This window comes from Streptomyces sp. NPDC040410, assembly GCF_055595715.1.
This window is the reverse complement of sequence record NZ_JBVIVK010000037.1, coordinates 15,632-39,891: the sequence shown is the minus strand read 5'-3', so window position 1 is coordinate 39,891 and position 24,260 is coordinate 15,632. Positions and strand designations below refer to the sequence as shown.

Genomic DNA, 24,260 nt, shown 5'->3' with positions numbered 1-24,260 from the left:
GGCCCCATGTCCGGGCGGCCGGCTCAGAGCACCGTCTCCCGCGGGGGATGTGCCGGACGGGCACGAGTACCTGACAGGCCGCGAGCGCCGTGGGTGGCGAGCCGCTCCAGGTGGTCGGCGGCGGTGTGCTGACCGCCTGCGACACGGAGTGCACGTCCGATGGCGGCCGCAGCGGTGCGGTGGCCGCCGCTGTTGTCGAGGACGGTGGACACGGCCTCGGCGAGCGCGGGCGCCTGAACGCGCCCGAAGCGCACCCTGATTCCGGCACCCGCCTCCACCACCTGTCTGGCGACGAGGGGCTGGTCGTCACGGATCGGCGCGAGCACGAGGGGAAGGCCGTGCCACAGCGATTCGCAGACGGTGTTGTGGCCGCTGTGGCTGATCACGGCCTGTCCCCGGCCGAGCAGGTCGAGTTGGGGCACCTGCGGGCGTACGAGCATGCCCGGCGGCAGATCGGTGAGATGACCGCCCGGGTCGGCGAACACACCCTGCACACGGTCCCCCAGCTGCGTGAGCGCCTTCACGCTCTCGCGCAGGAAACGCTGCCCAGCATCAGTGTTCGCGGTCCCCAGCGACACGAACACCAGGGCCCGGTCCGGGTGGAGGTCGTCCCAGGGGAAGTCCGGGTCCCCAGGGCGGTCCGCGATGACCGGGCCGACCAGGTGGACCCGTTCCCAGGGCAGGTCCGCATCACCGAGGAGTGCGCGGCTGGTGAAGGCCAGGATGCCGAACGGCGAGAAGCGGGGGTCGTACGTGGCACCGGGGTCCCCGAACTGCGCCCGGAGGGCGGTGAGGCGGTCGGTGAGCCAGGCGGCGATCTTCGGCAACCCGGCCAGTGGGTCCACGAGTTCGGCAGAGGTGCTGGCGGAGCTCAGGTACGGGATGTTGAGGCGTTCGCAGACCAGTGCGCCCGCGACGGCGTGCTGGTCGGTGACTACGACGTCCGGCGCGAAGGAGCGGACAGCCTTCTCGACCTCGGGCGCCATCGACTCGGCGAGCGGGACGAAGAACTCCTCCCACAGGAAGCGGAAGGCGGCCGGTCCGGTCAGTCCGGGCGGGCGGGCCCTGCCGCCGGCCTCGGGCAGGCGGCAGTCGTACACCCGTGCCGCCGCGTCCGTCAGGGAACGGATGCGGTCCGCGTGGCCGCACCAGGCCACCTCGTGTCCGCGTCTGCCGAGCTCGGCGGCCACCCCGGCGAGCGGGTTGATGTGGCCGACGAGCGGCGGCACCACGAGCAGGAAGCGGCTCATCGGGCCGCTCCCGCGCCGACATCCCGGCGGGCGGTGCCCGCGGCGTGGTGGCAGCGGACCCAGTCCAGGACGAGATCGCGGGTACGGGCCGGCTGTTCCACCAGGACGGAGTGGCCCTGCCGGGGCAGGACGACGGTGCGGCAGCGCGGGAGCTTCGCCTCCAGTTCGGGTACCTGGGAACTGAGGCCGGACTCGTCGCCGAAGACCGCGAGCAGCGGGCATCGGATCGCCGTCAGGTCGTCGTCGATGACGCGGCCGCGCGGGATGTCCTCGGCCAGGGTGGTGGTGTTCAGGATGCGGCCCGCGCCGCGGGAGAGGCGGGCGGTGTGCGCGCCGTATCGCTCGGCGATCCAGTCGATGGCCTCGTCGTGGACGAGTTCGCGCTGCGCGTGGGCCAGGCCCTCGGCAATGTGGCGGGTCCAGGCGGCCACCGGCGGCTCGGACTCGATCATGGTGACGGTGGCGCTGCGCTCCGGATGCCAGGCGGCGAAGGCGGCGGCGACCGTGCCGCCGAACGAGTTGCCGACCACGTGGACCGGTCGCCGCTCACCGAGTTGGTCGAGGAGGAGTGCGAGGTCCTCGACGAAGGCTTCGAGCCGGTAGCCGGTGCGTGGCCGGTCGGTGCGGCCGTGTCCGCGCAGGTCGTACATGACGGTGTCGACGCCGGCCGCAGAGAGGGCGGGTCCGAGAGTGAAGTAGTAGCTGGCGAGGCTGTCGGTCAGCAGCCCGTGGACGAAGACGACGACGGGCGGCTCGCCTTCGGGGACACCGCCGCCCGCGGCGCCCGCGGGCAGCAGCTGCACGTGCGTGGTGAGGTCGCCGGTGCGTATTTCGGCCATCGGGTCAGCCTCTTTCCGCACTGCGCAGGGAGGCGGCGACGTAGTCGACCAGCCGGCCCACGGTGAGCGCGATGATCTCGTCGAGTTCCAGGTCGGCGATGAACAGGGCGACATTGACCTGCTCGCCGTAGTGCTCCCGCAGGGCGCCGGCGAGAGCGACCAGGTCGATGCTCTCCAGCTCCAGGTCGTCGTGGAAGAGGGTGTCGCGGTCGATCTCCGCGTCGTCGAGTCCGGCGTCGGGCAGTTCCCTCAGCATGGTGGCGATCTGCGCGAAAACAGTGTTCTCGTCGTAGGCGGCGGTTCCCGCGGGGGCCGTGGTGGTCGCCTCAGTGGTCATGCCGTTCTCCTGACTCGTTGGCGCCTGCGGTCCAGGCGACGACGTACTGCCGCTCGGGCAGCCCGTACGGGGCTGCCAGCTGACTGCAGCGCACCTCCCAGGCGCTGCCTGCGTGTTCCACCCGCAGCCGGTCCGGGCGGGCGGCCGTCACCTCGTACGTCTCGGGGCGGCCGCGAAGGCCCGTGCCGCGTTCCTTCGCCACGGCCTCCTTCGCCGCCCAGAAGCGCGTGAACCACAGCTCTTCGCTGTCCGTCGAGGCGGCCACCATCCGGGCGAGCAGGGCGCGTTCGTCCGGTCCGCAGGCCGTCCGCACTGTGGTGGCGGGACGGGCGGTGACCTCTTCGATGTCGATGCCGCACGGGCCGCGGCGGGCGAGGGCGACAGCGGCCTCGCCGCAGTGCGCGAGGGTGACGGTGAGGTTCTCGCCGATGTCCCGGCCATGCACTCCGGTAGCCACGGGGCGGCCCTGCCCATCGTTGTGCAGGGCGATTTCGGCGGGGTAGATGTCGCCCGCGCCCTCCGCCCACAGCAGCCCGCGCACCGCGTCCTTGGCCGCGATGCGGCCGAGGAGGTGGCGGCGCCTGTGCCCCGGCGGCTGGGCGTCGTAGCGGGTGCGTTCCTCGCCGCCGAGCATGTTGCGCATGATGAGTTCACGGGTGGCGAGGTCGGGCCAGCGCTCGTGCACCAGGGTCCAGCCGCCGGGCTGTGTCTGCGAGAGCGTGTTGCGTCCGGGGAAGCGGTCCATGCGGCGGATGCCCGGGTCGGTGTCGAAGCGGCGGTCGCTCCAGCCGGTGAGTTGTGCCCATACCCGGCCGTCGTGCACCAGTTGCATGTCGGCGGTCAGGGTGGTGTCGGTGAGCTCGGTGATCCGGATGTGGCAGTCGAGCGTGCTGCCGGGGTCGGGTTCCTGGCCGTGGAAGTCGATCCGGCGCATGCCCACCGGGAAGACGGTGGTGCGCTCGGTGAGCGTGGCCATGATCCAGTAGCCGAGCAGCTGGCCGGCGTTGTCGAGCAGCGCGCCCGGTGCGCCGGGCGCGGTCAGCACTCCGCGTACATGGCGGTCGCCGAGTGCGGTGAGGGTGCTGACGCCCTGGAAGCTGCGGCCGTGGAACATCCAGCGCTCGGTGTAGAGCTGTTCGGCGCTGAGGTCGGGCGGGTGTTCGGCTGCTTGGTCGACCGGCCAGGGCGTGGGTGCCGGGCCGTGGTCCGGGTCGAGTTGTACGACGGCACCCGCGTAGCCGGTGAGCCGTACCTCGACCCGGTCGGGGCCGAGGCGGCGCACGGTGACGAGGATGTCCGAGGCCGGGACGGCCGCGATCCACTTCTTCAGCTGCACCTCGTGCACAGCGACCACTCGGCGTCCCGGCAGGGCCTGTTCGGCGATCCGCATGAGGTGGTCGATGACCGTGGTCGCGGGGACCACCGGCCAGCGGTCGGCTTCGTCGGGCCAGCCGGGTCGTTGCCTGAAGAAGCAGTGGTCAAGCAGGTACGGCATGTCGGCCACGTCCACGCGCAGCGTGGCGGGTACCGGGGCGAGCGGGGCCCCGTACCCTGCAGAGGGCGCCGAAGTACTCTGCGGAGGCGGTGAGTTGGCCCCAGGCGCGGAGGCGCCGTCGCCTGGTGCGGGGGTGGGGTGTGGGACGGCCGGCGGGCCCGCGGTCGGGCGGCGCCGTCCCGGGCGGGATGTGCGCGCCCCGGTGGTTCTGCCGGAGCCGGCGGCGCCGAGAAGTTCCTCCGTGAAGGCGGCGGTGTCCTTCAGCAGGGCGGAGAGTTCGGCGGCAACGGGGAAGCGGCCGGCTGCGTGCAGGAGGGCGGCCGGGTCGCACGAGCACGTGTGGCCTGCCTGGCTGCGGCGCATGCCGGCGTGGGCGGGGGTGGTACGCGGAGCAGCCGGGTGAGCCGGTGCCGTTGCGGATCGGCCGGGGGTGGCCGCGGGTGCGGCCAGCATTCCGTGGGTCGTCTCCGGGAGCGAGATGAGGGACCCGCCGAGGTGGAGTCGGACGCCCGTGCGGCGGTTGCCGGCTGTTGCCGCGGGCCGTGCCCGGGCCGCGCCGGGATGGAGTGGGGTCACGTCGGGGGCGGCACCCTCGGCCCACAAGGCGGTGGCGACACGGCGGAGTTGGGCGAGGCTGTCGCGCGTGGCGGAGTGCGCGGGCACCACGAGTCGGTCCCGCCCGGCCAGTGTGTCGTCGATGAGGGAGCCGAGTTGTCCGGCGCCCAGCGTCACGAAGGCACGGAATCCCGCCTCGTACATCGCGAGGATCAGTTCGCGGAATCGTACGGGCTCGAGAAGGTGCCGCACGAACAGTTCGCGTACCGCCTCGGGCGCGGTGGGGAAGGGGGCGGCGGTGGTCGCGGACCAGACCGGGACGTGCGGGGGATGCAGGGTGTACTCCTCCGCGGCCCGCCGGATCGGGTCCAGGTAGGGGGCGAGCATCGGGGTGTGGAAACCGGAGCGGAACGGCAGCACCTGGGCGATGACGCCCTCGGCGCGGAAGGTGCCCACCAGGGCGGCCACCGCCTCCTCGGGGCCGCAGATCATCGACTGGTTGGGCGCGTTGTCGTGCGAGAGGACCACGTCCTCGCGTCGGGCGAGGCGCTCGAGGACCCGATCGGCGGCGGTGCCGATTACGGCGAAGGCCAGGCCGGGCACCCTCAGCGCGTCCGGGTCGAAACCGGCCAGGAAGGCGTCCACCTCCTCGGGTGCGTGCACACCCGCGGCGGCCATTGCGGTCCACTCCCCCACGCTGTGTCCGGCCACCGCGTCCGGGACGACGCGGATGCGGCGCAGCGCCGTGTCGAGGAGGCGGCCCAGCTGGAAGACGGCGGCGCCATGCCGTCCGACGTCACCGACCTTCGCATCGGCGCCGAACTGCCCGTCCATGCCGAGCCGTTCGGCGAGTTGGTCCACCTTCGCCTCGAACTCGGCTTCCAGGCCCGGAAAGACGAAAGCGGTGCGGCCGCCGGTGCCGCCGAGCACCGGGCGGGAGGTGAACCACACGTCGCCGCGCCCGCGCCAGGGTTCGCCCTTGGCGAGGGCTTTGCGGGCCAGCTGTAGCCTGCGGGCTGTGGGGTCGACGATGCCGAGCCGTACCGGGCCCGCGTCGTCCGCGGCCGGGCCGGTCTCGGGCAGGGCTGCGGTGAGCACAACAGCGTCGTCGTCGGCGAGTTGGGCGGCCAGTTCCCTGGTACTTGCGGCGGCGAGCCGCAGGACACGTTCGGGCTCGGTGACGGTGGTGCGGGCGCGGCGGGTGGTGGCGGGGACGGGCTGTTCCAGAACGACGTGGGCGTTGATGCCGCCGAAGCCGAAGGCGTTGACGGCGGCCCGGCGCGGGGCGCCGCCGGCCACTTCGCCCCAGTTCCGGGCACGGTCCAGCGGGGCGAACCGGGTGTGGGCGAGGGCCGGGTTGGGGTCGTCGCAGTGCAGGGTGGGCGGTAGCACACCGTGGTGCAGCGCGAGGGCGGCCTTGATCAGTCCGGCGATCCCGGCGGCGGGCATGGTGTGCCCGATCTGCGACTTCACCGAGCCAATTGCGGCGCGCTCACCGGCAGCCGGGCCGAACACCTCGGCGATGGTGGCGAGTTCGGCCCGGTCGCCGGCGGGGGTGGCGGTGCCGTGCGCCTCGAGGAGCTGCAGGGCGTCGGCGGCGCGCGGGTCGATTCCGGCAGCCTGCCAGGCCTGCCGTACGGCGCGGATCTGGCCGTCCGGATCGGGGTTGAACAGACTGGCGGAGCGGCCGTCGCCGGCGATGCCGGTGCCGCGGACCACGGCGTAGATGCGGTTGCCGTCGCGTTGGGCGTCCGCCAGCCGCTTGAGGACGACCACCCCGGTGCCCTCGCCGATGAGCACGCCGTCCGCGTCCCGGTGCAGCGGGCGGATCCGCTGGCTGGGCGACAGCGCTCCGAGCTGGGTGAACACGCTCCACAGGGTCAGGTCGTGGCAGTGGTGGACGCCTCCGGCGAGCATCAGGTCGCAGCGACCGGAGACGAGTTCGCGCACGGCGTGGTCGACTGCGACCAGGGAGGAGGCGCAGGCCGCGTCCACGGTGTACGCGGGGCCGCGCAGGTCGAGCCGGTTGGCCACCCGGGAGGCGACCAGGTTGGGCACCAGGCCGATGGCCGACTCCGGCTGCTCGGGGCCCAGGCGGCTGGTGAACTCGGCGCGTATTGCTTCGAGTTGGGCGCTGCCGAGTTGCGGGGCGAGTTCGCGCAGGGTGTGCACGAGCTGGTTGGCGGTGCGCACCCGCTGGTCGAGGCGGACGAGTCCGGGCGTCAGGTAGCCGCCGCGTCCGAGGACGATCCCGGCGCGTTCGCGCCGGTCGGGCAGCACGGGGTCACCGCCCGCGTCCTCGAGGGAGCGGTGCGCCACGTTCAGGGCGATGAGCTGGTCGGGCTCGATCGCGGGCACCGAGTTCGGCATGATTCCGAAGCGGGCGGGGTCGAACTCAGTGGCGGAGTCCACGAATCCGCCGCGGCGGCAGTAGAAGCGGTCGCTGCGCCGCTCGCCCGAGGGGTCGTAGAACCCCGTGTCCCAGCGGTCCGGCGGCACCTCGCAGATCGCGTCCACGCCGTGCTGGATGTTGTGCCAGTAGGCCGCGAGATCGGGGGCGCCCGGCAGGAAGACCTCCATGCCGACCACGGCGACCGCTGTCTGCCCGCCCTCGGGGGCGCGCGCGGTGGGGGAAGCCATGCCGGTCACCAGCCGGAGGCGGTGTAGACGACGGTGTGCTGGTCGGGTGCGCCGTAGGCGAGTTCGCGCAGCAGGCTGAGGGGACCTTCATCGGGGTCGATGAGCTTGATGCCGCGGGCCGCGTACGAGCGCATGAGCTCCGGGGTGACCATGCCGCCGCCGGTTTCGGAGGCCGCCCAGGGGCCCCAGTGCACGGTCAGGCCGCGGCGCTGAGGAGTGGACCAGCGGCGGCCCAGCTCCTCGAGGACGTCGTTGGCGCCGGCGTAGTCGCTCTGGCCCCGGTTGCCGACGGCGGCGGCGATGCTGCCGAAGAGGACGGCGAAGCGCGGCCCTGCGGGCAGCCGGTCCACGGCGTCGAGCACTGCTCCGGCGCCGTCGACCTTGGTGGAGAAGACCCGGCCGAAGGAGTCCGGCGTCTTCTCGCAGATGAGTCTGTCCTCGATGACGCCGGCCGCGTAGACGAGTCCGTCGAACCGCCCGTAGTGCGCGTGCACTTCCTTGACCAGTGCGCTGACAGCCTCCGTGTCGAGCACGTCGACGCGGTGGTACTGGGCCTCGCTGCCGAGGTCGCGCAGGGCCGCCAGGGTTGCGCGCACCTCGCGCTCGGCGAGCAGCGCGCTCACCCGGCGTTCGGTCTCGGCCGGGGTGCTGGTCGTGCCCGAGGCAAGCAGGGCGGACCGCAGTGCGGCGCGGTCGGTGGCTGCGGCGGTCGCCGGATCCTCCGGGCCGGCGGGCTCGGGGGTGCGGCCGACCAGGACCAGGCGGCAGCGGGAGGCGGCGGCGAGGGTACGGGCGAAGCGCGCGGTGATGCCGCGGGCTCCGCCGACGAGGAGGACCACCGACTCGCGGTCCAGTCCCGCGGCCTCGGCCTCCGCCGCGCCGTCGCCGGCGGGTCCGGCGCCGGTCGTGGCGAGCACGCCGAGGGGGGCGGGGGTGAGGTGCGGTGCGCGGCGTCCGCCGCCGTGGCTGAGCACCACGGGTTCGGCGTCGGTGGAGGCGAGTTCGGCCCGCAGCGCCTCGGCGACCTCGGCAGGGCCTGCCGCGGCGGAGACCTCGACCAGGGTGGCCCGGACCTGCGGGTACTCACGTGCCACCGTGCGGAAGAAGCCGCGTAGTCCGCTGGGCGATCCGCTGCCGCGCCGGTCGACGGAGAGCAGGCGGCGGGGTGCGTTGGCCAGGACATGCTGGTAGAGCGGGAAGGCCTCGGGCAGGACGGGGTGTTCGGCGTTCAGTGGTGTCATGTGCACCACGGCGTCGGCGGCGGACTGCGGCAGTCGTCCGGCGGGGACCAGTTCGGTGTTCACCCCGGCCTCGCACAGCAGTCCGGCCAGTTCCTCGGCGACGGTGCCGCCGCCGAGGAGTTGTACTCGGCTGCCGCGCTCCGGGTTCGCGGTTACCGGCTCCAGGGGGCGTTCGGTGAAGGTGAGCCGCTCTGGAGCGACGATGTGGGCGCTGAGGTCGGTGTCGCCGGGAGCGGGCTGCGCTGCGGTGGGCACGGGTGCGGACGAAGCTGCTGCTGGTGCGGACGAGCCGGACCCGGCGGCTGCTCCGGCCCGGCCGAGCGCGGCGGCAAGGAGTTCCACCAGCCCGATCACTGTGCGGGCGGTGCTCAGCTGGTCCAGGTCGGCCGTCTCGGTGTCCAGGCCCAAGCGGGCGCCCAGTTCACCGGCGATCTCGGTCCGCTTGATCGAGTCCACGCTCAGGTCGGCCTCCAGGTCGAGGCCGGGGTCGAGCATGTCCACCGGGTAGCCGGTACGGTCGGCCACCACGGCGAGCACGGTCTCCAGGAGCGGGACGCCACCGACCGCGCGACCATGCGCGGGTTCCTCGGCGTCCCGGGCGGCGAGCGCAGCGGTGGCAGTGGTGCCGAGGCGGTCGGAGAGCAGGGCCGCGATGCCCTCGGCGGTACGGGCCGCGCTCAGCTCGTCGAGCTGTTCGCCGCCCTCGGTGGGCAGCCCCAGTCGGGCGGCCAGCTCGCCCGCGATCTCGACGCGTTTGATGGAGTCGATGCTCAGGTCGGCCTCCAGATCGAGGCCGGGGTCGAGCATGTCCACCGGGTAGCCGGTACGGTCCGCGACCACCGCGAGCACGGTCTCGAGGACGCCGACGCCGCGCGGCGGCTCCGGGGCTGCCGGGGCTGCCGGGGCAGGCAAGGCAGAGGGCGCGACAGGCGCGGCTGCAACGGGCGCCGCAGCGCCGACAGCAGCGCCTGCCAGGGTGACCTCGGCGTCCGCTGAAGGTAGTTCGGGGGTGTCCAGGTAGGACAGGAGGACGTCGCGCTGGGCGGCTACCATGTCCCGGCTGCTGCGCAGGAATTCCGTGATCAGCGCTTCGGGACCGGAGGCCGCCTGGTGGACGCTGGGCTGGTCGGGCACGGTGAACTCCTTCACGCGTCGGGCGGGTTGGAGGGCGCGCGGCGGGATGGTGCCGTCGGCGCGGCGCAGCAGCTGGCCGTCCACGGTGAAGCCCGCGGGCCGTACGGCCCCGGCGGTCGCCGGGTCGACGGTGTCACGCCCGGTGAACAGCCGCCGGGTGCGCACGTCGACGCCGTTCACGGCGAGCCGGGCGAGGGCGGTGAGGAATCCGGGCAGTCCGGTCCCCCGGTCCCCTTCGTCCAGAGGGACGGTGCGGTGCGGGCGGTCGCCGAGGACGGCGGTGACCAGACGGCTGAGCACCGATCCGGGTCCTGCTTCGACGAAGACTCGGGCACCGGCCGCGTACATCGCCTCGATCTGCTCGACGAAGCGCACCGGGGAGGCGATCTGGCGAACCAGTTCCTCGCGGATCCCGGCCGCCTCGGCGGGGTAGGGGGCGGCGGAGCGGTTGGACCACACGGGGAAGTCCGGTGCGGGCAGCGGTAGTTCGGCCAAGCGGGCGGCGAAGTCCTCGCCTGCGCCGGCGAGCAACGGGCTGTGGAAGGCACAGGCCACCCTGAGCGGCTTGGCCTGAAGTCCGGCGTCCTTGAGGTGCGTCACCGCGGCTGCAACCGCGTGGGTCGGGCCCGAGATCACCGTCTGCTCGGGCGAGTTGTGGTTGGCGGCGACGACGTTCCCGTCCACGCCGGCGAGCCGCAGCACCTCCTCCACGCGCAGGGCGGGCGCGCCGACGGCCGCCATGGTGCCGGGGTCCCGGTCGGCAAGCCGGCCGAGGATGGCCTCGGCGCGGGCGGCGCTGGCGTCGAGGAGCTCGGCGGGGGTGAGGACTTTGGCGGCGGCGAGGGCGGCCAGTTCGCCGTAGCTGTGTCCGCCCGCCATGCCGGGGCGTACGCCGAGGGCCTCGAGGAGGTCGGTGGCGGCCAGCGCGGTCAGGCCGAGGGCGGGCTGGGCGACGGTGGTGTCGGTGACGCGCGCCCATCTGCGTTTCTCGGTCTCGGCGTCGAGTGCGGCGGGCGGGAAGACCGCATCGGCCCAGCGGGCGCCGAGGTGCAGGTGGCGGTGGAGTTCGGGGAAGGCGACGAACAGGTCCGCGAACATGCCGGGCCGCTGGCTGCCCTGGCCAGGGAAAAGGAAGGCGAGTTCGCCCTCCCGTACCTCCTGGGGGACGGCGGACGCGGCGTGCACGCCCTCTGTGGGCGCGTGTTCGCCTTCAGCCGCCCGGCGCAGCAGCTCCGGCAGTTCTTCCAGGTCGCGGGCCACCACGGCGATCAGCACCGGCTCGCCGCGCAGCGCCGCCTGGTCGCTGCGCCAGGAGGCGTGCCGGGCGTGGTCACGCAGCCGCCAGGGGCCGCCCTTGGCGACGAGGTCGCCGAGGGACCGTACGGCGGCGCGGGCGGCCTCCTCGTCGCGGCCACGGAAGGTGAACAGCTCGGCGGGCCAGGCGTGCAGGGCGTGTGCTTCGGGGGCCTGCTCGTGGGCGCGCAGCACCACGTGGTAGTTGGTGCCGCCGAAGCCGAAGGCGCTCACGCCGGCGATGCGTGCGGCGGGCTCGGCCGTCCAGGGAGCGGCGGAGGTGTGGAAGGCGAAGGGACTGCTGCCCTCCTCCCAGGCCGGGTTGGGGTTGCTCAGGTGCAGGGTCGGCGGCTTGATGCCGTGGTACAGGGCGAGGGAGGCCTTGATGAGTCCGGCCAGGCCCGCGGCGCACTTGGTGTGCCCGATCTGGGACTTGACCGAGCCGATCGCGCAGGCGCCGGCGCTGGCGCCGGCTTCGCCGAACACCTCGGTGAGCGCGGCCAGTTCGGTGCGGTCGCCGACCACGGTGCCGGTCCCGTGCGCCTCGACGAGGCCGACCTCGGAAGGGGAGACGCGGGCGTTGCGGTAGGCGCGCATCAGGGCGGCGCGCTGGCCCTCCGGGCGGGGGGCGGTGAGGCCGAGGGCCCGGCCGTCGCTGGCGCTGCCGACCCCGTCGATGACGGCGTAGATCCGGTCGCCGTCGCGTTCGGCGTCCGCCAGCCGCTTGAGGGCGATGCAGGCGACTCCCTCGCCGAGTGCGATGCCGTCGGCGTTCGCGTCGAAGGTCGCCGAGCGGCCGGTGAGGGAGAGGGCGTGGACCGAGGAGAACAGCAGGTAGTCATTGATGCCGTTGTGCAGGTCGGCGCCGCCGCACAGCACCAGGTCGCTGGTGCCGGTGGCGAGTTCCTTGCAGGCCGCGTCCACCGCGGTGAGGGAGGAGGCGCAGGCCGCGTCCACGGTGTAGTTGGCGCCACCGAGGTCGAGCCGGTTGGCGATGCGTCCGGCGATGACGTTGGCGAGCATGCCGGGGAAGGAGTCCTCGGTCAGACGCGGCAGTTGCTCGTCCAGGCCGGGCGGCAGGGTGCCGGTGTAGGCGGGCAGCACGGTGCGCAGGGTGGTGGCGTTGGACAGGTCGCTGCCCGCCTCGGCGCCGAAGATGACGGACGTACGGCGGTGGTCGGCCTCCGGTCCCTCGTACCCGGCGTCCGCCAGGGCGCGGCGGGCCGCCTCCAGGGCGAGCAGTTGGACCGGTTCGATGCTGGGCAGTGAGGCGGGCGGGATGCCGTAACGCAGCGGGTCGAAGGGGATCTCGGGCAGGAAGCCGCCCCAGCGGGAGGGGGTGCGCTCGCCGTCGCCGTCCGGATCGTAGTACAGCTCGGGGTCCCAGCGGTGTGCGGGTACTTCGGTGACGCTGTCCTTGCCGGTGACGACGTTGGTCCAGAACTCGGCGAGGTCTTGGGCGCCGGGGAACATCGCGGACATGCCGACCACGGCGATCCGCAGCGGCGCCGGCGCGGGCTCGTCCTGCTCGTCCCGGGTGCCGGGGCGCAGGCGGGCATTGTGCTCGCGCAGCCAGTCGGCGGCGCCTTCGGTGACGTTCTCGTGGAGGGCGGCGAGAGTGGTGGTGCCGGAGCGCAGTACGCACACCTCGCCGGCCATGAACATGCCCTCGGCGGCCTGGCGTTGTTCGCCGACCTCGCGCAGTTCGGCGCCGACGCGTTCGACTCCCTTGGAGGCGAGGCGGAGCCTGCCGACGTTGAAGCGCTCCAGTCGCTGCCAGGCTTCTCGGTCGGGGACGCCGCTTGCGGCCAGTTCGGCGCGCAGGTCGGTGAAGTCGCGGGTGATGTCGCTGGCCGCGCAGCGGGTGGCGTGGCCGGGGGCGGTCTCCAGGAGGTCGGTACGTTCGGCGGCGCGGACCCGGCGCTGGAACAGGGGTTGGATGGCGCCCGTCGTGACCGCCTCGTCGGTGAACAGGTAGGCGGTGCCCATCAGGACGCCGAAGGCGGCTCCGGCACGGATCAGCGGGGTTGCGACGGTGGCGGCCATGGCGGCCGAGCGCGCATCGTGGATACCGCCCGCGAAGAGCACGGTCAGTTCGGCGGCGGCTCGTTCGCCGGACTCGGCGATGAAGGCGCTGAGCACCTCGGTCTGCGCCTCCCACAGCGGGAAGCTGTTGCGCGGACCGATGTGGCCGCCGCACTCGGCACCCTCAAAGACGAACTTGCGCGCGCCCGCGGCGAGGAACTGCCGCAGCAGGCCCGGCGACGGCACGTGCAGGAAGGCGGAGATCCCTTCGGCCTCCAGGGCCGCGGCCTGGGCGGGACGGCCCCCCGCGATGATCGCGTGACTGGGCTTCAACTCCCTTACGACGGTGAGCTGGGCCTCCTTGATCTGCTCGTCGGCGAAGCCGAGGATGCCGACTCCCCAGGAAGCGCCCGCACCGAGTGACTCGCGGGTGCGTTCAAGCAGGGAACGGGTGCGTGCGGCGTCGGCGAGGGCGAGGGCGAGGAAGGGCAGCGCGCCCTCGGCGGCCACCGCCGCCGCGAAGGCGGGTTCGTCGCTGACCCGGGTCATCGGTCCCTGCGCGAGCGGGAGCCGGGTGCCGAGCGCGCGGGCTCCCGCCGAGCCTTCCGCGAGGGCCGCCGCGGCGGCTCCGTCGGCGGCGGACGGGGTGAGAGCGTCCCGCACCCGGCGCACCGCTTCGGCGACGGTCTGTGCGCGGGCCGCGAATGAGGCCGCCAGGTAGCCGTCCTGACCCACCGGCAGCAGTCGCGCCCCGGGGTCGTCCGCGGCGAAGGCCCGCTGGGCCGCGGCCCGGTCGGCGGGGCTCGTGGGGGCTCCCGGCCCGCGGCGACGCAGAAACCGGACTCCGTCCACGAGGACGCTCTCCGAGCCGTCGAGGGGTCCGAGGGCCGCGGAGGTCTCCGCGGTGGGTTCTGCTTCGTCGAGCAGTGCCAGCTGCACGTCGAGGACCACGCCCGCGGCGCCGCCCGCCATCGCGGCGGCGGCCGTGCGCGGGCCTATGCCGCCCCAGGCCCAGACCCGTACGGTGAGATCCGGATCGGCGAGCACGCGCTGGAGCAGCACGAAGGTGCTGAGTTCGCCCGCGCGGCCGCCGCACTCGTTGCCCCGCAGCAAGAGCCCGTCGGCACCGGATGTGGCGGCTTCGGCGGCCTCGGCCGGGCCCGTCACCTCGACCAGGACACGGCGGCCGGGGAACTCGGCGGGCGACCGCTCGGGGTCGGCGAGCAGCACCGTCCGTGCGTTCTCAGGGAGTTCGGCGGCGGTTACCGGGCATCCGGTGCGTATGCGGACACCGAAGGGGCGGGCGGCGCACCAGGTGGCGGCGCGCGCGAGGACCTCAGTGGCTTGCCGGGGGCGGCCGTCGGGCAGTTCGAGTACGCCCAGTGCGCCGGCGTGGCATGCGGCGGCGGTCAGCCGCGGCGACGGGTGATGGAGTGGATTGACCGCAATGACCGTGTCGGTCCGTAAGCCTGGGAGCAGGTGGGGGGAATGCGCCCGCATGGGACTCTCCTGGGTGGGGGGTGGTGCGAGGTAGCCATGCCGCTCGCCGTGCTGTATATTTTCGAAATTTGACTCCGGGGAAGGTGTCAGTGATGGCGACAGGCTGGCTGTCCACCACCGCCGTCACCACCGAGGCGCACCTTGTCGGTGTGGCCGGTGAGGGGTTCGCCGATCTGCTCACCAGTGGTCAGGTCCCAGACCCGGGCCGTCTGGTCGTTGCTGCGGGTGATGGCGACGGGCCGGCCGTACCACCACCGTCGTCGCCACCGGCCGCAGCCCGTCGGTGTGGCCGGTCAGAGCGAGCCGTGTCGCGCCGACCACCTGGAGGGCCGCCGCCCCGGACAGGCCTTGCGCCCATACGGTGCCGAGGCCCAGGAAGGCCATCGTGCCAAGCGCCCAGTAGTCCACGCCCGGGATCCGGCGCCCGATCTCCTTGGCCAGGACTGCCGTGAAGATGAGACTGAAAGCCCAGCAGCAACTCGCTGGATGCTAGGCCGAGCGCGAAGACCGCGAACGTGCCCACCAGCACGAAGCCGAGGGCGTCAGGCAGCCACTTGTCGGTGAAGGCAGTGAAGCGCAGCGCCATGCCCGCCGGCCAGTTGTCCCTGCTCACCGTCTGCTTCGGCTCCTGCGGGGGCGCCGTGGTCATCGAGTGACCTCCTGTGGGGGTGAGGCCCGGAAAGATCCCGTGGCGCAGTGTGCGGTACCGAAGATCCTGTGGCGTACACGACAAAAACGCCATGGGCGTGATCCACACAGCATCGCCCTCTTCATATAGGGCACCGCCATACACAGCCGTGGCCGACCCCGGTTCGTGAAGCCGGCCGCGATCTTGTCCCTCCAGCGGAGGTTGTCTCCCCAGAACTGGCCGGTGCCTCGACGAAGGCGCGGAAGGCTCGAACCGCCCGTGTAGGCCGGAGTGCCGAAGACAACCGCGTCGGCCCGGTCAGTCGCTGCCACAGCTCGTCGTCCAAACTCTCGGGCGACAGAAGAACGCCTTCCACGCCGGGCAGTTCGGCGGCGCCAACAGCAATAGGCCTGCCTGGCCGTGTAGCCGTACCCGCGTCTTCGGCGACTGCAAGGTCTGGCGTCGCAGGCATTCCGCGCTGGCCCATGCTCAGCCCGGTAGAGTACGAACTCCCCACCCCGCCAGTAGCCTGGACCCGAGCAACTCGACTCCACCCAACTCGAGACAGTCCGCCGCCTCCATCAAAGCCGGGGCGGTTCAGCTCGCCTGGCTGCACGGCTTGCACCGCCTGCGTATCCGCTCGCTCGCGGCTCCACTCGCCGGAACCGGTCCGCGATACGAGCCATGGCCTGGTCGAACCTCACCTGCCAGCGGGGCTGGGTCGATACCGCGGGTTGCGGCCATCCCGCAATCCTCAGAAGTCCACACAGCCCCGGTGATCACGTGGTCGCCACTCGCACTGTCAGCCAGGCCCTTCCTGCACGAGTGGAAGCTGCACCACCTTCCTCCGGACACCAGGCCGCTTCCCTCGGTGACGCCCCATGACCAGTTGCTCCGACGTCGTCGCGCCAGCGGCGGTGACCACCGAGAGGGAGAAGCTCAGGGACCCTGCCCCGCCAGCGAGGCTTGACCGAGCAAGCCGCCACCACCGCCATCGACACCGCTTGCCGTCTGCTGCGGCTGCCGTCGATCCGCAACGAGTTCGCCGACATCGCCGACCGGGCGGCCAAGGACCAGACGACCTACCGCGGCTTCCTCGCCGAGCTGCTGATGGCGGAGTGCGACGACCGGCCCGCCGCCGGTCCGAGCGACGGCAGACCTGACGGCTCCTGACCTATGCGGATCCGTCCACTGACGGAGCTGGGGCATACGGCTCGATCTCATGCCACGGCGGCGGGCCTCCGAGCTGCCAGTCGAGCGGCAACTGCGATCCGTCCAGCGAGGCACGGGCCGCATTGACAAAACGCATCTGGCCCTCAACCAGGGCGGTGTGGATCCCCCACAAGTCCCCGCGAGTCTTGGGCGAGTTGTCGACCAGTTCCGCAAAGCGTCCCACGGCCCCCGTCAGCTCTGAAGCAGCCGCCGCCACTTCACGCGGCGCAACCAGACTGATCGTGGTCAGAGCCGAGTGCCACGGCACCCAATCAGCCGTATGGGGCCTGTCCTCAAGGAACGCCTCACGAAGTTCCATCTCCAGCGTGGCGAACGCCTGCAAGAAGGCCGCATACGCCGCCGTCCGGTTGTCCCTGATCCACTGCTGATTCTGGCCCCGCCGTCCGACAACACCACCGGCGAAAACACCTACGACCGTGGCGGCAACACCACCCGCGCTCGAGATCACCAGCTCCCACGGAACAGCCAAGACAAACTCCCCCACGCCGAACGGGTCACTCACCGAACAAGGCTCAGCCCAGAAGCCCAGACCCTAGCCGATCATGGCGGACCCGCTCACCCGACCTTGTCGGGATGACCAACCAACGATTTCTGCCACCCGTGCGGACCGGCTGTGGACCGCTTTGGAGTTCGATCAGGTGCGCCAGGCGTTCCTGCGTACACGCGCGACCCGCAAGGTGCTGCTGTTGGACTGCTGCTTCAGCGGCCGCGCCATCGGTTCCGAAATGGCCACCTCTGCTACGCAAGTCGCCGAGCGCGCTCTCATCGAGGGCGCCTGCACTATGACCGCAACCGCGCCGACCCGGACCGCCCTGGCACCGCTGGAGGCGAAGTACACGCCTTCACCGGAGAGTTGATCGCGGTATGGAGCGCGGGCATCCCCGAAGCCGGCCAGATACTGGACTTCCAGACCCTCTTCGTACACCTGCGCCTGCAGTGCCTGAGCAGGTCGTATCCGGAGCCGCAGCAGCGCAGCACGGGCATGGGTGGCCGCATCCCGCTCGTGCGCAACCTCGCCCGCCGAAACCGGCCTTGCTCAGGCTCGTGTTCGCCCACCTGCGGCACGCCTTTGCCGACGCACTGGGCGAGCTGGACCAGCCAGAGGTAGTGCGCTGCAACGAGGAGATGGCGGAACGGATCCCCGGCTGCCGCTTGATCCGGCTGGCCGCCTGCGAACCACTTCCCCACGCTGAGCCAGCCGGCCACCGTCATCGAGCTGATCGAGGAACTGCACGCCCACACGCGCTGAGCACCGCCGGCGGCTGAAGGCTGAGCACACCATCGGACGCGGATGCCCCTCAGCCCCGAGCCGCCCACTTGCTGAGCCCACGCCGAGGTCCGGAGTGGCCGGGGCGTCGTACTGACTCCCGGCCACTCCCCCGGCTCCGGGTCGGTCAGCCGGCCCGCGTGGAGAAGCGGCCCACCTTGCCGATCACATCGGCACTGTAGAGCCGGAACGCCTGCTCCAGCGCGAATTCCGCCATGTAGCGGCGGAACGCGTCCAGGTCCTCCTCCCCGGTGTTGAGCATCTTGCGATTGGCGGTGACGGCCGGGCCCCGCAGCCGGTCGAGGCTGCGTTCCACGGCGGCGTCCAGTGCGTCCGGGTCGTGTACCTCGTCGATCAGGAGCCGGGCCTCGGGGTCCGTGGCCCGGACGCGATGCCCTTCCAGGATGATCTGCCGGGCCAAGCGCGGCCCGGTGTAGCGGGGCAGCCGGAAGTTGGCGACACCGGGGACGATGCCTTCCTGGGCGGCGGGAAGGCTGAGGTACGCGTCCGACGCCGCGAGGACGTGGTCCACGACCAGCAGCAGTTGCATCCCGCCGCCGATCGCGAAGGCGTCGACGGCGGCGACCCAGGGTTTGGCCCTGAGCGGCGTGTGCCAGGACGCGTCGTCGTCGGCACGGACACCGCGCCAGATCTTGTGCAGGTAGCCGAGTTCCCGGCGGAGCAGGAACCCGACGAGCGAGATGCCTCCGGCATGCAGGCTCTTGAGGTTGATGCCGGCGCTGAACACCCGCTTGCCCGTGTAGCGCGGGTGCGTCATCTCACCGCCGCGCAGCAGACAGAGTTCGACACCGGGGTCGAGCAGGGCGAGGTCGACGGCGGTCTCCATGTCGTCGACCTGCCGGTCGTCCTCGGCGTTGAGGCAGTCGTCACGGCACAGGGTGAGCCGGGCGACCCCGTCACGGCGTTCCAGCCGTACGGAGCCGAGGTCGGCGTGGCCCGTGGCGGTGAAGTCCGCCAGTAGCCGCAGGGCCCGCTCGGTGGGGCTGAGCAGGCTGTCCATCAGATGACCGCCGGACAGCGGCGAGCCCAGGATCCGGCTGAAGAAGAGTCCCAGGTCGATCTCGTGCCCGGACTTGTCGGCCTGCGGCAGCGCCCGGTCCGCGGCCAGTTCGGCCGCGGTCGGGACGAGACCCTGGAACGCGCGTTCCGCGTCGGCGGCCAGCGCCTCCAGCCGGGGCCTGCGGGTGCGGTCCCCGGTCAGTTCGGCGTAGACGACGTCGGTGTGCGTGTCCAGGAAGGCGGCGCGCAGCGCTCTCAGCCGGCCGGGGGGCGACGTGGCATGCTGCCGCGCCGCCCGCGCGAGTGCCGCCCGCGCCCTGGGCAGGTCCGCCCGCAACTCCTCCGGTTGCGTGGTCCGTCGAACGGCGGGTGTGCTGTCGGCAGCGGCCGTCATGCGGTCACCCCGGACTCGTCGGGCTTCTCGGCCGTTGCACGGCGCAGCGCCCGGTCGCAGGCGGCCAGGTGCGCCCCGAGGGCCTCCTCGAAGGCGACGGTACGGGCGTCGAGCAGCAGCTGCCGCCGGATGGCCAGCTCGGATCCGGTGAACGCGGTGGTGTACCCGGCCGCCGCCACCGCGCCCGACGGGTCGTCCGTGACCTCGTCGACGAGATGCAGGGCCAGCGCCTGCTCCGCGTCGAGCGGGGTGCCGTAGAGCACCGCGCGCCGGACGGCCGCCGTGCCGGACGTCTGCTGGGCGAGCCGGTGCAGGGCCATGCCGGGCCAGGTGGTGGCACCGTCGGTGACGGGTGGCACCAGCCGCAGCGAGGGGGTGGCGATACGGAGGTCCATGACCAGCAGGGCGTCCAGGGCGGTGCCGCCGCAGTCGCCGTCGGCGACGGCGATCGTGGTGGTGGGCAGCCGCTCCAGCCGGCGCAGCACCCGTTCCCACTTGCTGACCAGCCCCACGGTCAGCCCGTTTGTCCAGCCGCGCGCCGGGGTGCCGGACAGTTCGACAACGATGGGGCCGTGCCCGCCGGGGTCCTCGGCGCCGTCGCACAGCGCCGCGACCGCCGCGACGGTCTCCGGGGTCGGCGGCTGCCGTCCGTCGATGCGCAGCCGAGCCGGTCCGGTGGGCGCGGTCGGTCCCGCTTCCGTCGCGCTCACCACTGGACCAGCGCCGTTTCGATGGTGGAGCCCGGTCCCATGGTCATCAGCACTCCGTAGTCGCCGGCTCTGGCGCGGCCCTCCTGGAGCAGCCGCTTGTAGGAGAACAGGAACGAACCGCTCGACAGATTGCCGTAGTCGCGCAGGACGTCGGTGGTGTGGCGCAGATCGTGGCGGGTGAGGCCGAGGTTGACCCGGACCGCGTCGATGACCTTCTTGCCGCCGGAGTGCACGAGCCAGTGGGCGATGTCGCTGCGGCGCAGCCCTGCACCGTCCAGCAGCCGGTCCACGACGCGCTCCGCGTGGGCGCCGACCACGTACGGGATGTCGGGGTCGAGGTAGAAGCTGAACTTGTGCTGGCTGTCGTCCCAGTCGTAGCGCATGGCGCCGATCGCGTCGGTGATGAGATGGCTGGCGAAGCCCAGCAGGCGCGGGCCGGCCTGGGAACCGGCGCCGTCGGGCAGTGCGTGGGGAGCGGGCCCGGCGGCGTCGGGCGGGTCGGCGAGCAGGGCGATGGCGGCGGCTCCGTCACCGAAGAGGCTGTTGACGACGGAAGTGCGCAGGGTCGCGTCCATGACGTAGGCGGCGGAGCACGCCTCGGCGCAGAGCAGCACGGCGACCTGTCCGGGGTGGGCCGAGGACCAGGCGGCCGTGGCGTTCAGCGCGTTGAGGCCCGCGTTGCAGCCCATGCCGACGACGTCCACCCGGCTGGTTCCGGCGCTGATGCCCATGTCCTTGATGAGCAGGGCACTGAGACCGGGGGTGAGGAAGCCGGTGGTGGTCACGCAGCACAGGTAGTCGATGTCTGCGAGGTCGAGGCCCGCGTCGTCCAGGCAGGTGCGTACGGCGCGCGCGCCCATGTCGAGGGCGAGCCGGGTGTGCTTGGCGAGGAGGTCCTTCTGGGTCTCCTGGACGAAGGAGCCGTCGCCGGCGCGGGGCGGAAGGGTGAGGTGACGCCGCTCGATCGCGCTGTTCAGGAAGATGGACCGGACCCTGGGGTCGCTGATGTCGAACAGGTCCAGCAGCTCGCGCTGGGTGTAGGAGTACCCGGTCACGGCGGTGCCGATGCCGATGACCCGGCTGGGGTGGGTGGTGTGCTTCGGCTCGGGTTCGAGCGTCGTCCCCGGGCGGGTGGCGAGGGTGGGGGTCATCGGTAGGTCCACCCCCACATGCGGGGCTTGCTGCGCAAGCGGCGTACGGCAGTGAACACGTTCTCGTCCTCTCAGTGCTGGGCCGTCGTCCTGATGAACCGCGCCAGGCGGGCGGTTCCCTCGTGGATGTCGGCGTGGGTGAGGTAACTGACGGACAGCCGGAGCGTGCGCTCTCCGCCGCCCTGGGGATAGAAGTAGGACATGGGCGTCCAGATGACGCCGAATTCCTCGGCCGAGCGCGCGAGCGCGGTGTTGTCGGCTGGGAAGGGGACGTTGACGGTGAGGAAGAAGCCGCCGCTCGGCCGGTTCCAGCTCACTCCGAGCGCTTTCCGCTCGGCCTCGGGGAGTGAGGCGTCGAGTTGCCGGAGGGTGGTCTGCAGGGCGTCGCCGTAGTAGCGGGCGGTGTCGGTGTTGTGCTCGGCGGCGCCGCCGTCGCCCGCGAGCAGCATCCCGCCGACCACGGCCTGGCTCAGCGCCGAGGTGTTGACGGTGACCATGCTCTTGATGCGAGTGAGTTCGTCGGCGAGCAGTCCGGTGGTGCCGGAGCGGTCGGTGACGAGCTGGTCTGCGACGGCGTAGCCCACGCGGGCGCCCGGGAAGAGGGACTTGGCGAAGGAGCCGAGCTGGACGACGCTGCGTTCCCGGTCGAGCGACTTGAGGGTGGGCAGTTGCTGCCCGGGGCTCACCAGCCGGTAGGGGCTGTCCTCCAGGATGAGGAAGTCCTCGCGGGCGGCGAGTTTGAGCAGCTCGTGCCGTTCGTCCAGGCCCATGGTGGCGCCGGACGGGTTGGAGTGGTCGGGGATGACGTAGAAGGCGCGGGGACGGCGGCCCCGGCTGCGCTCGGCCCGGATCGCCGTTTCGAGGCCGGCGCAGCGGAACCCGTCGGGTCCCTCCCCGACCGCGGTGGGCTCGATGTCGAGCAGGCGGGCGGCGCCGGTGATGCCGACATAGCAGGGGCTGGAGACGAGCAGCGCGTCGTCGGGGCCCGCGATCACGGCCCGCAGCGCGAGCAGCATCGCCTCCTGGCAGCCGACGGTGACGACGATCGACTCGGCCGGCACATCGATGTTCTCGTCCAGCCACAGCGACCTGGCGATCAGCTCACGGATCTGGCCGCCGGTCGGCCCGTACTGGAACAGGGCGTCGCGGACCTGGGAGGGGGTGCGGCCGGATGTCTCCAGGTGCTCCATGTAGCGGCGGATGTGGGTGAGGATCTGCTCGGGGTCGAAGAAGCCGTCGTAGGGCCGGCCGGGGGCGAACGAGATCGCGTCGGGGTAGCGCTGGGTGATCTCGTTCAGGAAGTTCATGGTGTCCAGCACCGGGTCGGAGACGCTGCCGTGCAGTTCCTCCTTCAGCAGCCCGGTGCCGTCCGTACGGCGCAGCGGCGCCGGGGTCCGGGACGGGAGGGTCGGCGCGCTGCCGAGGACCAGTCCGGGGGCGGCGTCGGCGACGGTGGGGCAGCCGGAGAGGGTCATCGCCTCGGCGAGTTCCCCGGTGACGATGCCGAGCACGTCCGCGACGCCCTCGCGTCCGGCCGCCGCCAGACCGTGCAGCACGGGGCGGCCGAGCAGTACGGCGTCCGCGCCGAGCGCCAGGGCGGCCATTACGTCGCCGCCGCGACGCACCCCGCCGTCCACCAGCAGCGCGCACCGGCCGGCGGTCTCCGCCGCGATCTCCGGGAGTACGTCGAGCGTGGCCGGGGCCCCGTCCAGCTGCCGGCCGCCGTGGTTGGACACCACGATGCCGTCCACGCCCGCGCGTGCCGCCCTGCGGGCGTCGTCGGCGGTGAGGACGCCCTTGAGGAGAAGGGGCAGCGGGCTGACGGAGCGCACCCATTCGACGATGTTCCAGTCGAGCGCGGTGTCGAACTCCGCGCGGGCGTGGTCGCCGGGCGAGGCGAAGCCGGAACCCGGTCCGGAACTGGAATCCGTGCCCGGGTCGGTGAGATTGGCGGGCCCGATCCCCGGTGGCAGCCGGAAGTCGTTGCGCAGGTCCCGCAGCCGGCGGCCGAGGAGGGGCGCGTCGACGGTGAGGACCAGCGCCTCGAACCCGGCGCGCGCGGCGCGCTCGATCAGGCCGCGGGTCACGCCGCGGTCGCGGAAGCAGTAGAGCTGGAGCCACAGGGGGGCCGTGGTGGCCTCGGCGATGTCCTCGAAGGTGCGTCCGGCGAAGGTGCTGACGACCAGCGGCACTCCGGCCGCACCCGCGGCGGCGGCCGTAGCGACCTCGCCGTCGGGGTGGAGCAGGGTGTGGTACGCCAGCGGTGCGACGGCCACCGGTGCGTCCCAGGCGCGGCCGAGGATCCGGGTGCCGAGCCGGGGCCGCGCCACGCCGGTGAGGACGCGCGGGCGGAGCCGGACGCGGTCGAAGGCGGCCGTGTTGGCGGCGAGGGTGCGTTCGTCGCCGGCGCCTCCGGCGACGAAGTCCCAGACGTCCGGCTCCAGGCGGCGGCGCGCGAGGTCGGCGTAGTCGGCCAGGGTCAGCGGGCGGTCGGCGCCGCTGCCTTCGTGCATCATTCGGCGGCCAGCCGGTCGCGCTCCACCGCTTCGTACAGGGCGCGGATGTTCGCGCTGCCGAAGCCTCGCGAGCCGCGACGCTGGATCAGCTCGTAGAAGAGCGTGTTGCGCTCGTAGGGCGATCGGCTGAACAGCTGCAGCAGGTCGCCCCACTCGTCGCGGTCCGCGAGCACCTGTGCCGAGCGGAGTCTGCCGATCTCGGCCTGCATGCCGGGCAGGCGCTCGACCAGGCTGTCGTAGTAGGTCTCCGGCACGGTGAGGAACTCCACGCCCCGGTCCCGGAATTCATGGACGGCCGGGATGATGCTCTCGACGAGGAAGGCCAGATGCTGCACGCCCGGGGCGCCGTTGCGCTCCAGGAAGGCGTCGAGCTGGCCGGGCCCCTTGCGCGGGTCGGGGGCGACGAGGGTGAAGGTGACCCGGCCGGAGGCGCTGCGCACCACGAGGGAGTCCATCGCGTGGGCGCCGACGTCGACGTACTCGGAGGAGTAGCTGGTCAGTCCGAAGGCTTCGCGGTAGAAGTCGCCGTAGGTGTCGATCGAGGCGGCTTCGAGGCAGATCGCGATGTGGTCGAGGAGCTGGATGCGGCCGGTCGGCGCGGCGCCCGGTGCGTCCGTCACGGGGGACCAGTTGCGGCCGGGCGGCGGGCCCGAGAGCGGTGCTTCGTCACGCGGGACCAGGGTGTGGGTGACGCTGCCGAATCCGGACACCGTCGTGGTACCCCGCGCGGAGCCGGTGACGGTGGCTCCGGCCGCGACGGCCGCGCGAGCGCTCAAACTGACGTCATCGCAGGTCAGGGCGATATCAGCGATGCCGTCGCCATGGGCGCTCAGAAACTTCCAGGTGGCCGGCCCGGTGGTGACGACAAGTTGCACGGTGCCCTGCCGCAGCAGCGCGGAACTCCGGTCGACACCCACCGCCTCGGCGGTGTGGGTGAATCCCATCGACGAGACGAAGTAGTCGACGACGGACTTCCTGTCGCTCGTATACAACTCGATATACGCGACGTCGTGCACAACCATGGGGTGCCTC

13 protein-coding genes and 2 pseudogenes are annotated in these 24,260 nt (G+C 72.4%); 2 read left to right on the top strand and 13 right to left on the bottom strand.

Annotated features, from left to right (window positions below):
* Positions 1 to 23: 23 nt before the first annotated feature.
* From ACZ562_RS36760 to ACZ562_RS36735, 6 genes are all read right to left on the bottom strand, one after another.
* Positions 24 to 1,250: a glycosyltransferase gene (locus ACZ562_RS36760; protein WP_471188686.1), complete on the bottom strand. Its 1,227-nt coding sequence runs from the start codon at positions 1,248 to 1,250 to the stop codon at positions 24 to 26.
* Entirely contained in the window at positions 1,247 to 2,089 is an 843-nt protein-coding gene (locus tag ACZ562_RS36755; protein WP_471188683.1) for an alpha/beta fold hydrolase, read from the bottom strand. Before ACZ562_RS36755 ends, ACZ562_RS36760 begins: the two co-directional genes overlap by 4 nt.
* Positions 2,090 to 2,093: 4 nt before the next feature.
* Positions 2,094 to 2,426 (bottom strand): acyl carrier protein, encoded by a 333-nt coding sequence (locus tag ACZ562_RS36750; RefSeq protein WP_471188681.1) that lies wholly within the window; start codon positions 2,424 to 2,426, stop codon positions 2,094 to 2,096.
* Positions 2,416 to 7,116, bottom strand: coding sequence for a beta-ketoacyl synthase N-terminal-like domain-containing protein (locus tag ACZ562_RS36745; RefSeq protein ID WP_471188678.1), 4,701 nt, complete (start codon positions 7,114 to 7,116; stop codon positions 2,416 to 2,418). Before ACZ562_RS36745 ends, ACZ562_RS36750 begins: the two co-directional genes overlap by 11 nt.
* Positions 7,117 to 7,121: 5 nt before the next feature.
* Positions 7,122 to 14,309 carry an SDR family NAD(P)-dependent oxidoreductase gene (locus ACZ562_RS36740; protein ID WP_471188677.1) on the bottom strand — a complete coding sequence of 2,396 codons (7,188 nt, stop codon included), beginning with the start codon at positions 14,307 to 14,309 and terminating at the stop codon, positions 7,122 to 7,124.
* A gap of 177 nt (positions 14,310 to 14,486) precedes the next feature.
* The gene (locus ACZ562_RS36735; RefSeq protein WP_471188714.1) at positions 14,487 to 14,726 is read right to left on the bottom strand and encodes a hypothetical protein; all 240 of its coding nucleotides are present in this window, start codon (positions 14,724 to 14,726) and stop codon (positions 14,487 to 14,489) included.
* 1,159 nt (positions 14,727 to 15,885) lie between these two features.
* Between ACZ562_RS36735 and ACZ562_RS36730 the strand changes: the two are divergent.
* Positions 15,886 to 16,091 (top strand): annotated as a pseudogene (locus tag ACZ562_RS36730) (IS21-like element helper ATPase IstB); the annotation flags it as partial.
* 20 nt (positions 16,092 to 16,111) lie between these two features.
* Here ACZ562_RS36730 and ACZ562_RS36725 read toward each other — a convergent pair.
* A complete protein-coding gene (locus ACZ562_RS36725) occupies positions 16,112 to 16,672 on the bottom strand; it encodes a hypothetical protein (RefSeq protein WP_471188675.1) in 561 nt (186 codons plus the stop codon).
* 40 nt (positions 16,673 to 16,712) lie between these two features.
* Between ACZ562_RS36725 and ACZ562_RS36720 the strand changes: the two genes are divergently transcribed.
* Entirely contained in the window at positions 16,713 to 17,027 is a 315-nt protein-coding gene (locus ACZ562_RS36720) for a hypothetical protein (protein WP_471188672.1), read from the top strand.
* Between the two features lie 537 nt (positions 17,028 to 17,564).
* Here ACZ562_RS36720 and dpgC read toward each other — a convergent pair.
* From dpgC to hppD, 6 genes and pseudogenes are all read right to left on the bottom strand, one after another.
* Positions 17,565 to 18,851, bottom strand: coding sequence for a (3,5-dihydroxyphenyl)acetyl-CoA 1,2-dioxygenase DpgC (gene dpgC, locus ACZ562_RS36715; RefSeq protein ID WP_471188669.1), 1,287 nt, complete (start codon positions 18,849 to 18,851; stop codon positions 17,565 to 17,567).
* Positions 18,848 to 19,561: an enoyl-CoA-hydratase DpgB gene (dpgB, locus tag ACZ562_RS36710; protein WP_471188667.1), complete on the bottom strand. Its 714-nt coding sequence runs from the start codon at positions 19,559 to 19,561 to the stop codon at positions 18,848 to 18,850. The genes dpgC and dpgB overlap by 4 nt, the downstream gene beginning before the upstream one ends.
* The gene (gene dpgA, locus ACZ562_RS36705; protein ID WP_471188664.1) at positions 19,558 to 20,712 is read right to left on the bottom strand and encodes a 3,5-dihydroxyphenylacetyl-CoA synthase DpgA; all 1,155 of its coding nucleotides are present in this window, start codon (positions 20,710 to 20,712) and stop codon (positions 19,558 to 19,560) included. Before dpgA ends, dpgB begins: the two co-directional genes overlap by 4 nt.
* Positions 20,713 to 20,783: 71 nt before the next feature.
* Positions 20,784 to 22,019 (bottom strand): aminotransferase-like domain-containing protein, encoded by a 1,236-nt coding sequence (locus tag ACZ562_RS36700; protein ID WP_471188711.1) that lies wholly within the window; start codon positions 22,017 to 22,019, stop codon positions 20,784 to 20,786.
* Positions 22,020 to 22,202: 183 nt separating this feature from the next.
* Positions 22,203 to 23,225, bottom strand: a pseudogene (locus ACZ562_RS36695) (alpha-hydroxy acid oxidase); the annotation flags it as partial.
* Positions 23,225 to 24,250 carry a 4-hydroxyphenylpyruvate dioxygenase gene (hppD, locus tag ACZ562_RS36690; protein WP_471188662.1) on the bottom strand — a complete coding sequence of 342 codons (1,026 nt, stop codon included), beginning with the start codon at positions 24,248 to 24,250 and terminating at the stop codon, positions 23,225 to 23,227. The pseudogene ACZ562_RS36695 and the gene hppD, both read right to left, overlap by 1 nt.
* Positions 24,251 to 24,260: the final 10 nt, after the last annotated feature.

Bases quoted from the DNA above. Each gene is read 5' to 3' on its own strand.
- ACZ562_RS36760 (WP_471188686.1), bottom strand. From the start codon at position 1,250: ATGAGCCGCTTCCTGCTCGTGGTGCCGCCGCTCGTCGGCCACATCAAC.
- dpgC (WP_471188669.1), bottom strand. From the start codon at position 18,851: ATGACGGCCGCTGCCGACAGCACACCCGCCGTTCGACGGACCACGCAA.
- ACZ562_RS36720 (WP_471188672.1), top strand. From the start codon at position 16,713: ATGGCGGACCCGCTCACCCGACCTTGTCGGGATGACCAACCAACGATT.
- ACZ562_RS36750 (WP_471188681.1), bottom strand. From the start codon at position 2,426: ATGACCACTGAGGCGACCACCACGGCCCCCGCGGGAACCGCCGCCTAC.
- ACZ562_RS36700 (WP_471188711.1), bottom strand. From the start codon at position 22,019: ATGAACTTCCTGAACGAGATCACCCAGCGCTACCCCGACGCGATCTCG.
- hppD (WP_471188662.1), bottom strand. From the start codon at position 24,250: ATGGTTGTGCACGACGTCGCGTATATCGAGTTGTATACGAGCGACAGG.
- ACZ562_RS36755 (WP_471188683.1), bottom strand. From the start codon at position 2,089: ATGGCCGAAATACGCACCGGCGACCTCACCACGCACGTGCAGCTGCTG.
- ACZ562_RS36740 (WP_471188677.1), bottom strand. From the start codon at position 14,309: ATGCGGGCGCATTCCCCCCACCTGCTCCCAGGCTTACGGACCGACACG.
- ACZ562_RS36745 (WP_471188678.1), bottom strand. From the start codon at position 7,116: ATGGCTTCCCCCACCGCGCGCGCCCCCGAGGGCGGGCAGACAGCGGTC.
- dpgA (WP_471188664.1), bottom strand. From the start codon at position 20,712: ATGACCCCCACCCTCGCCACCCGCCCGGGGACGACGCTCGAACCCGAG.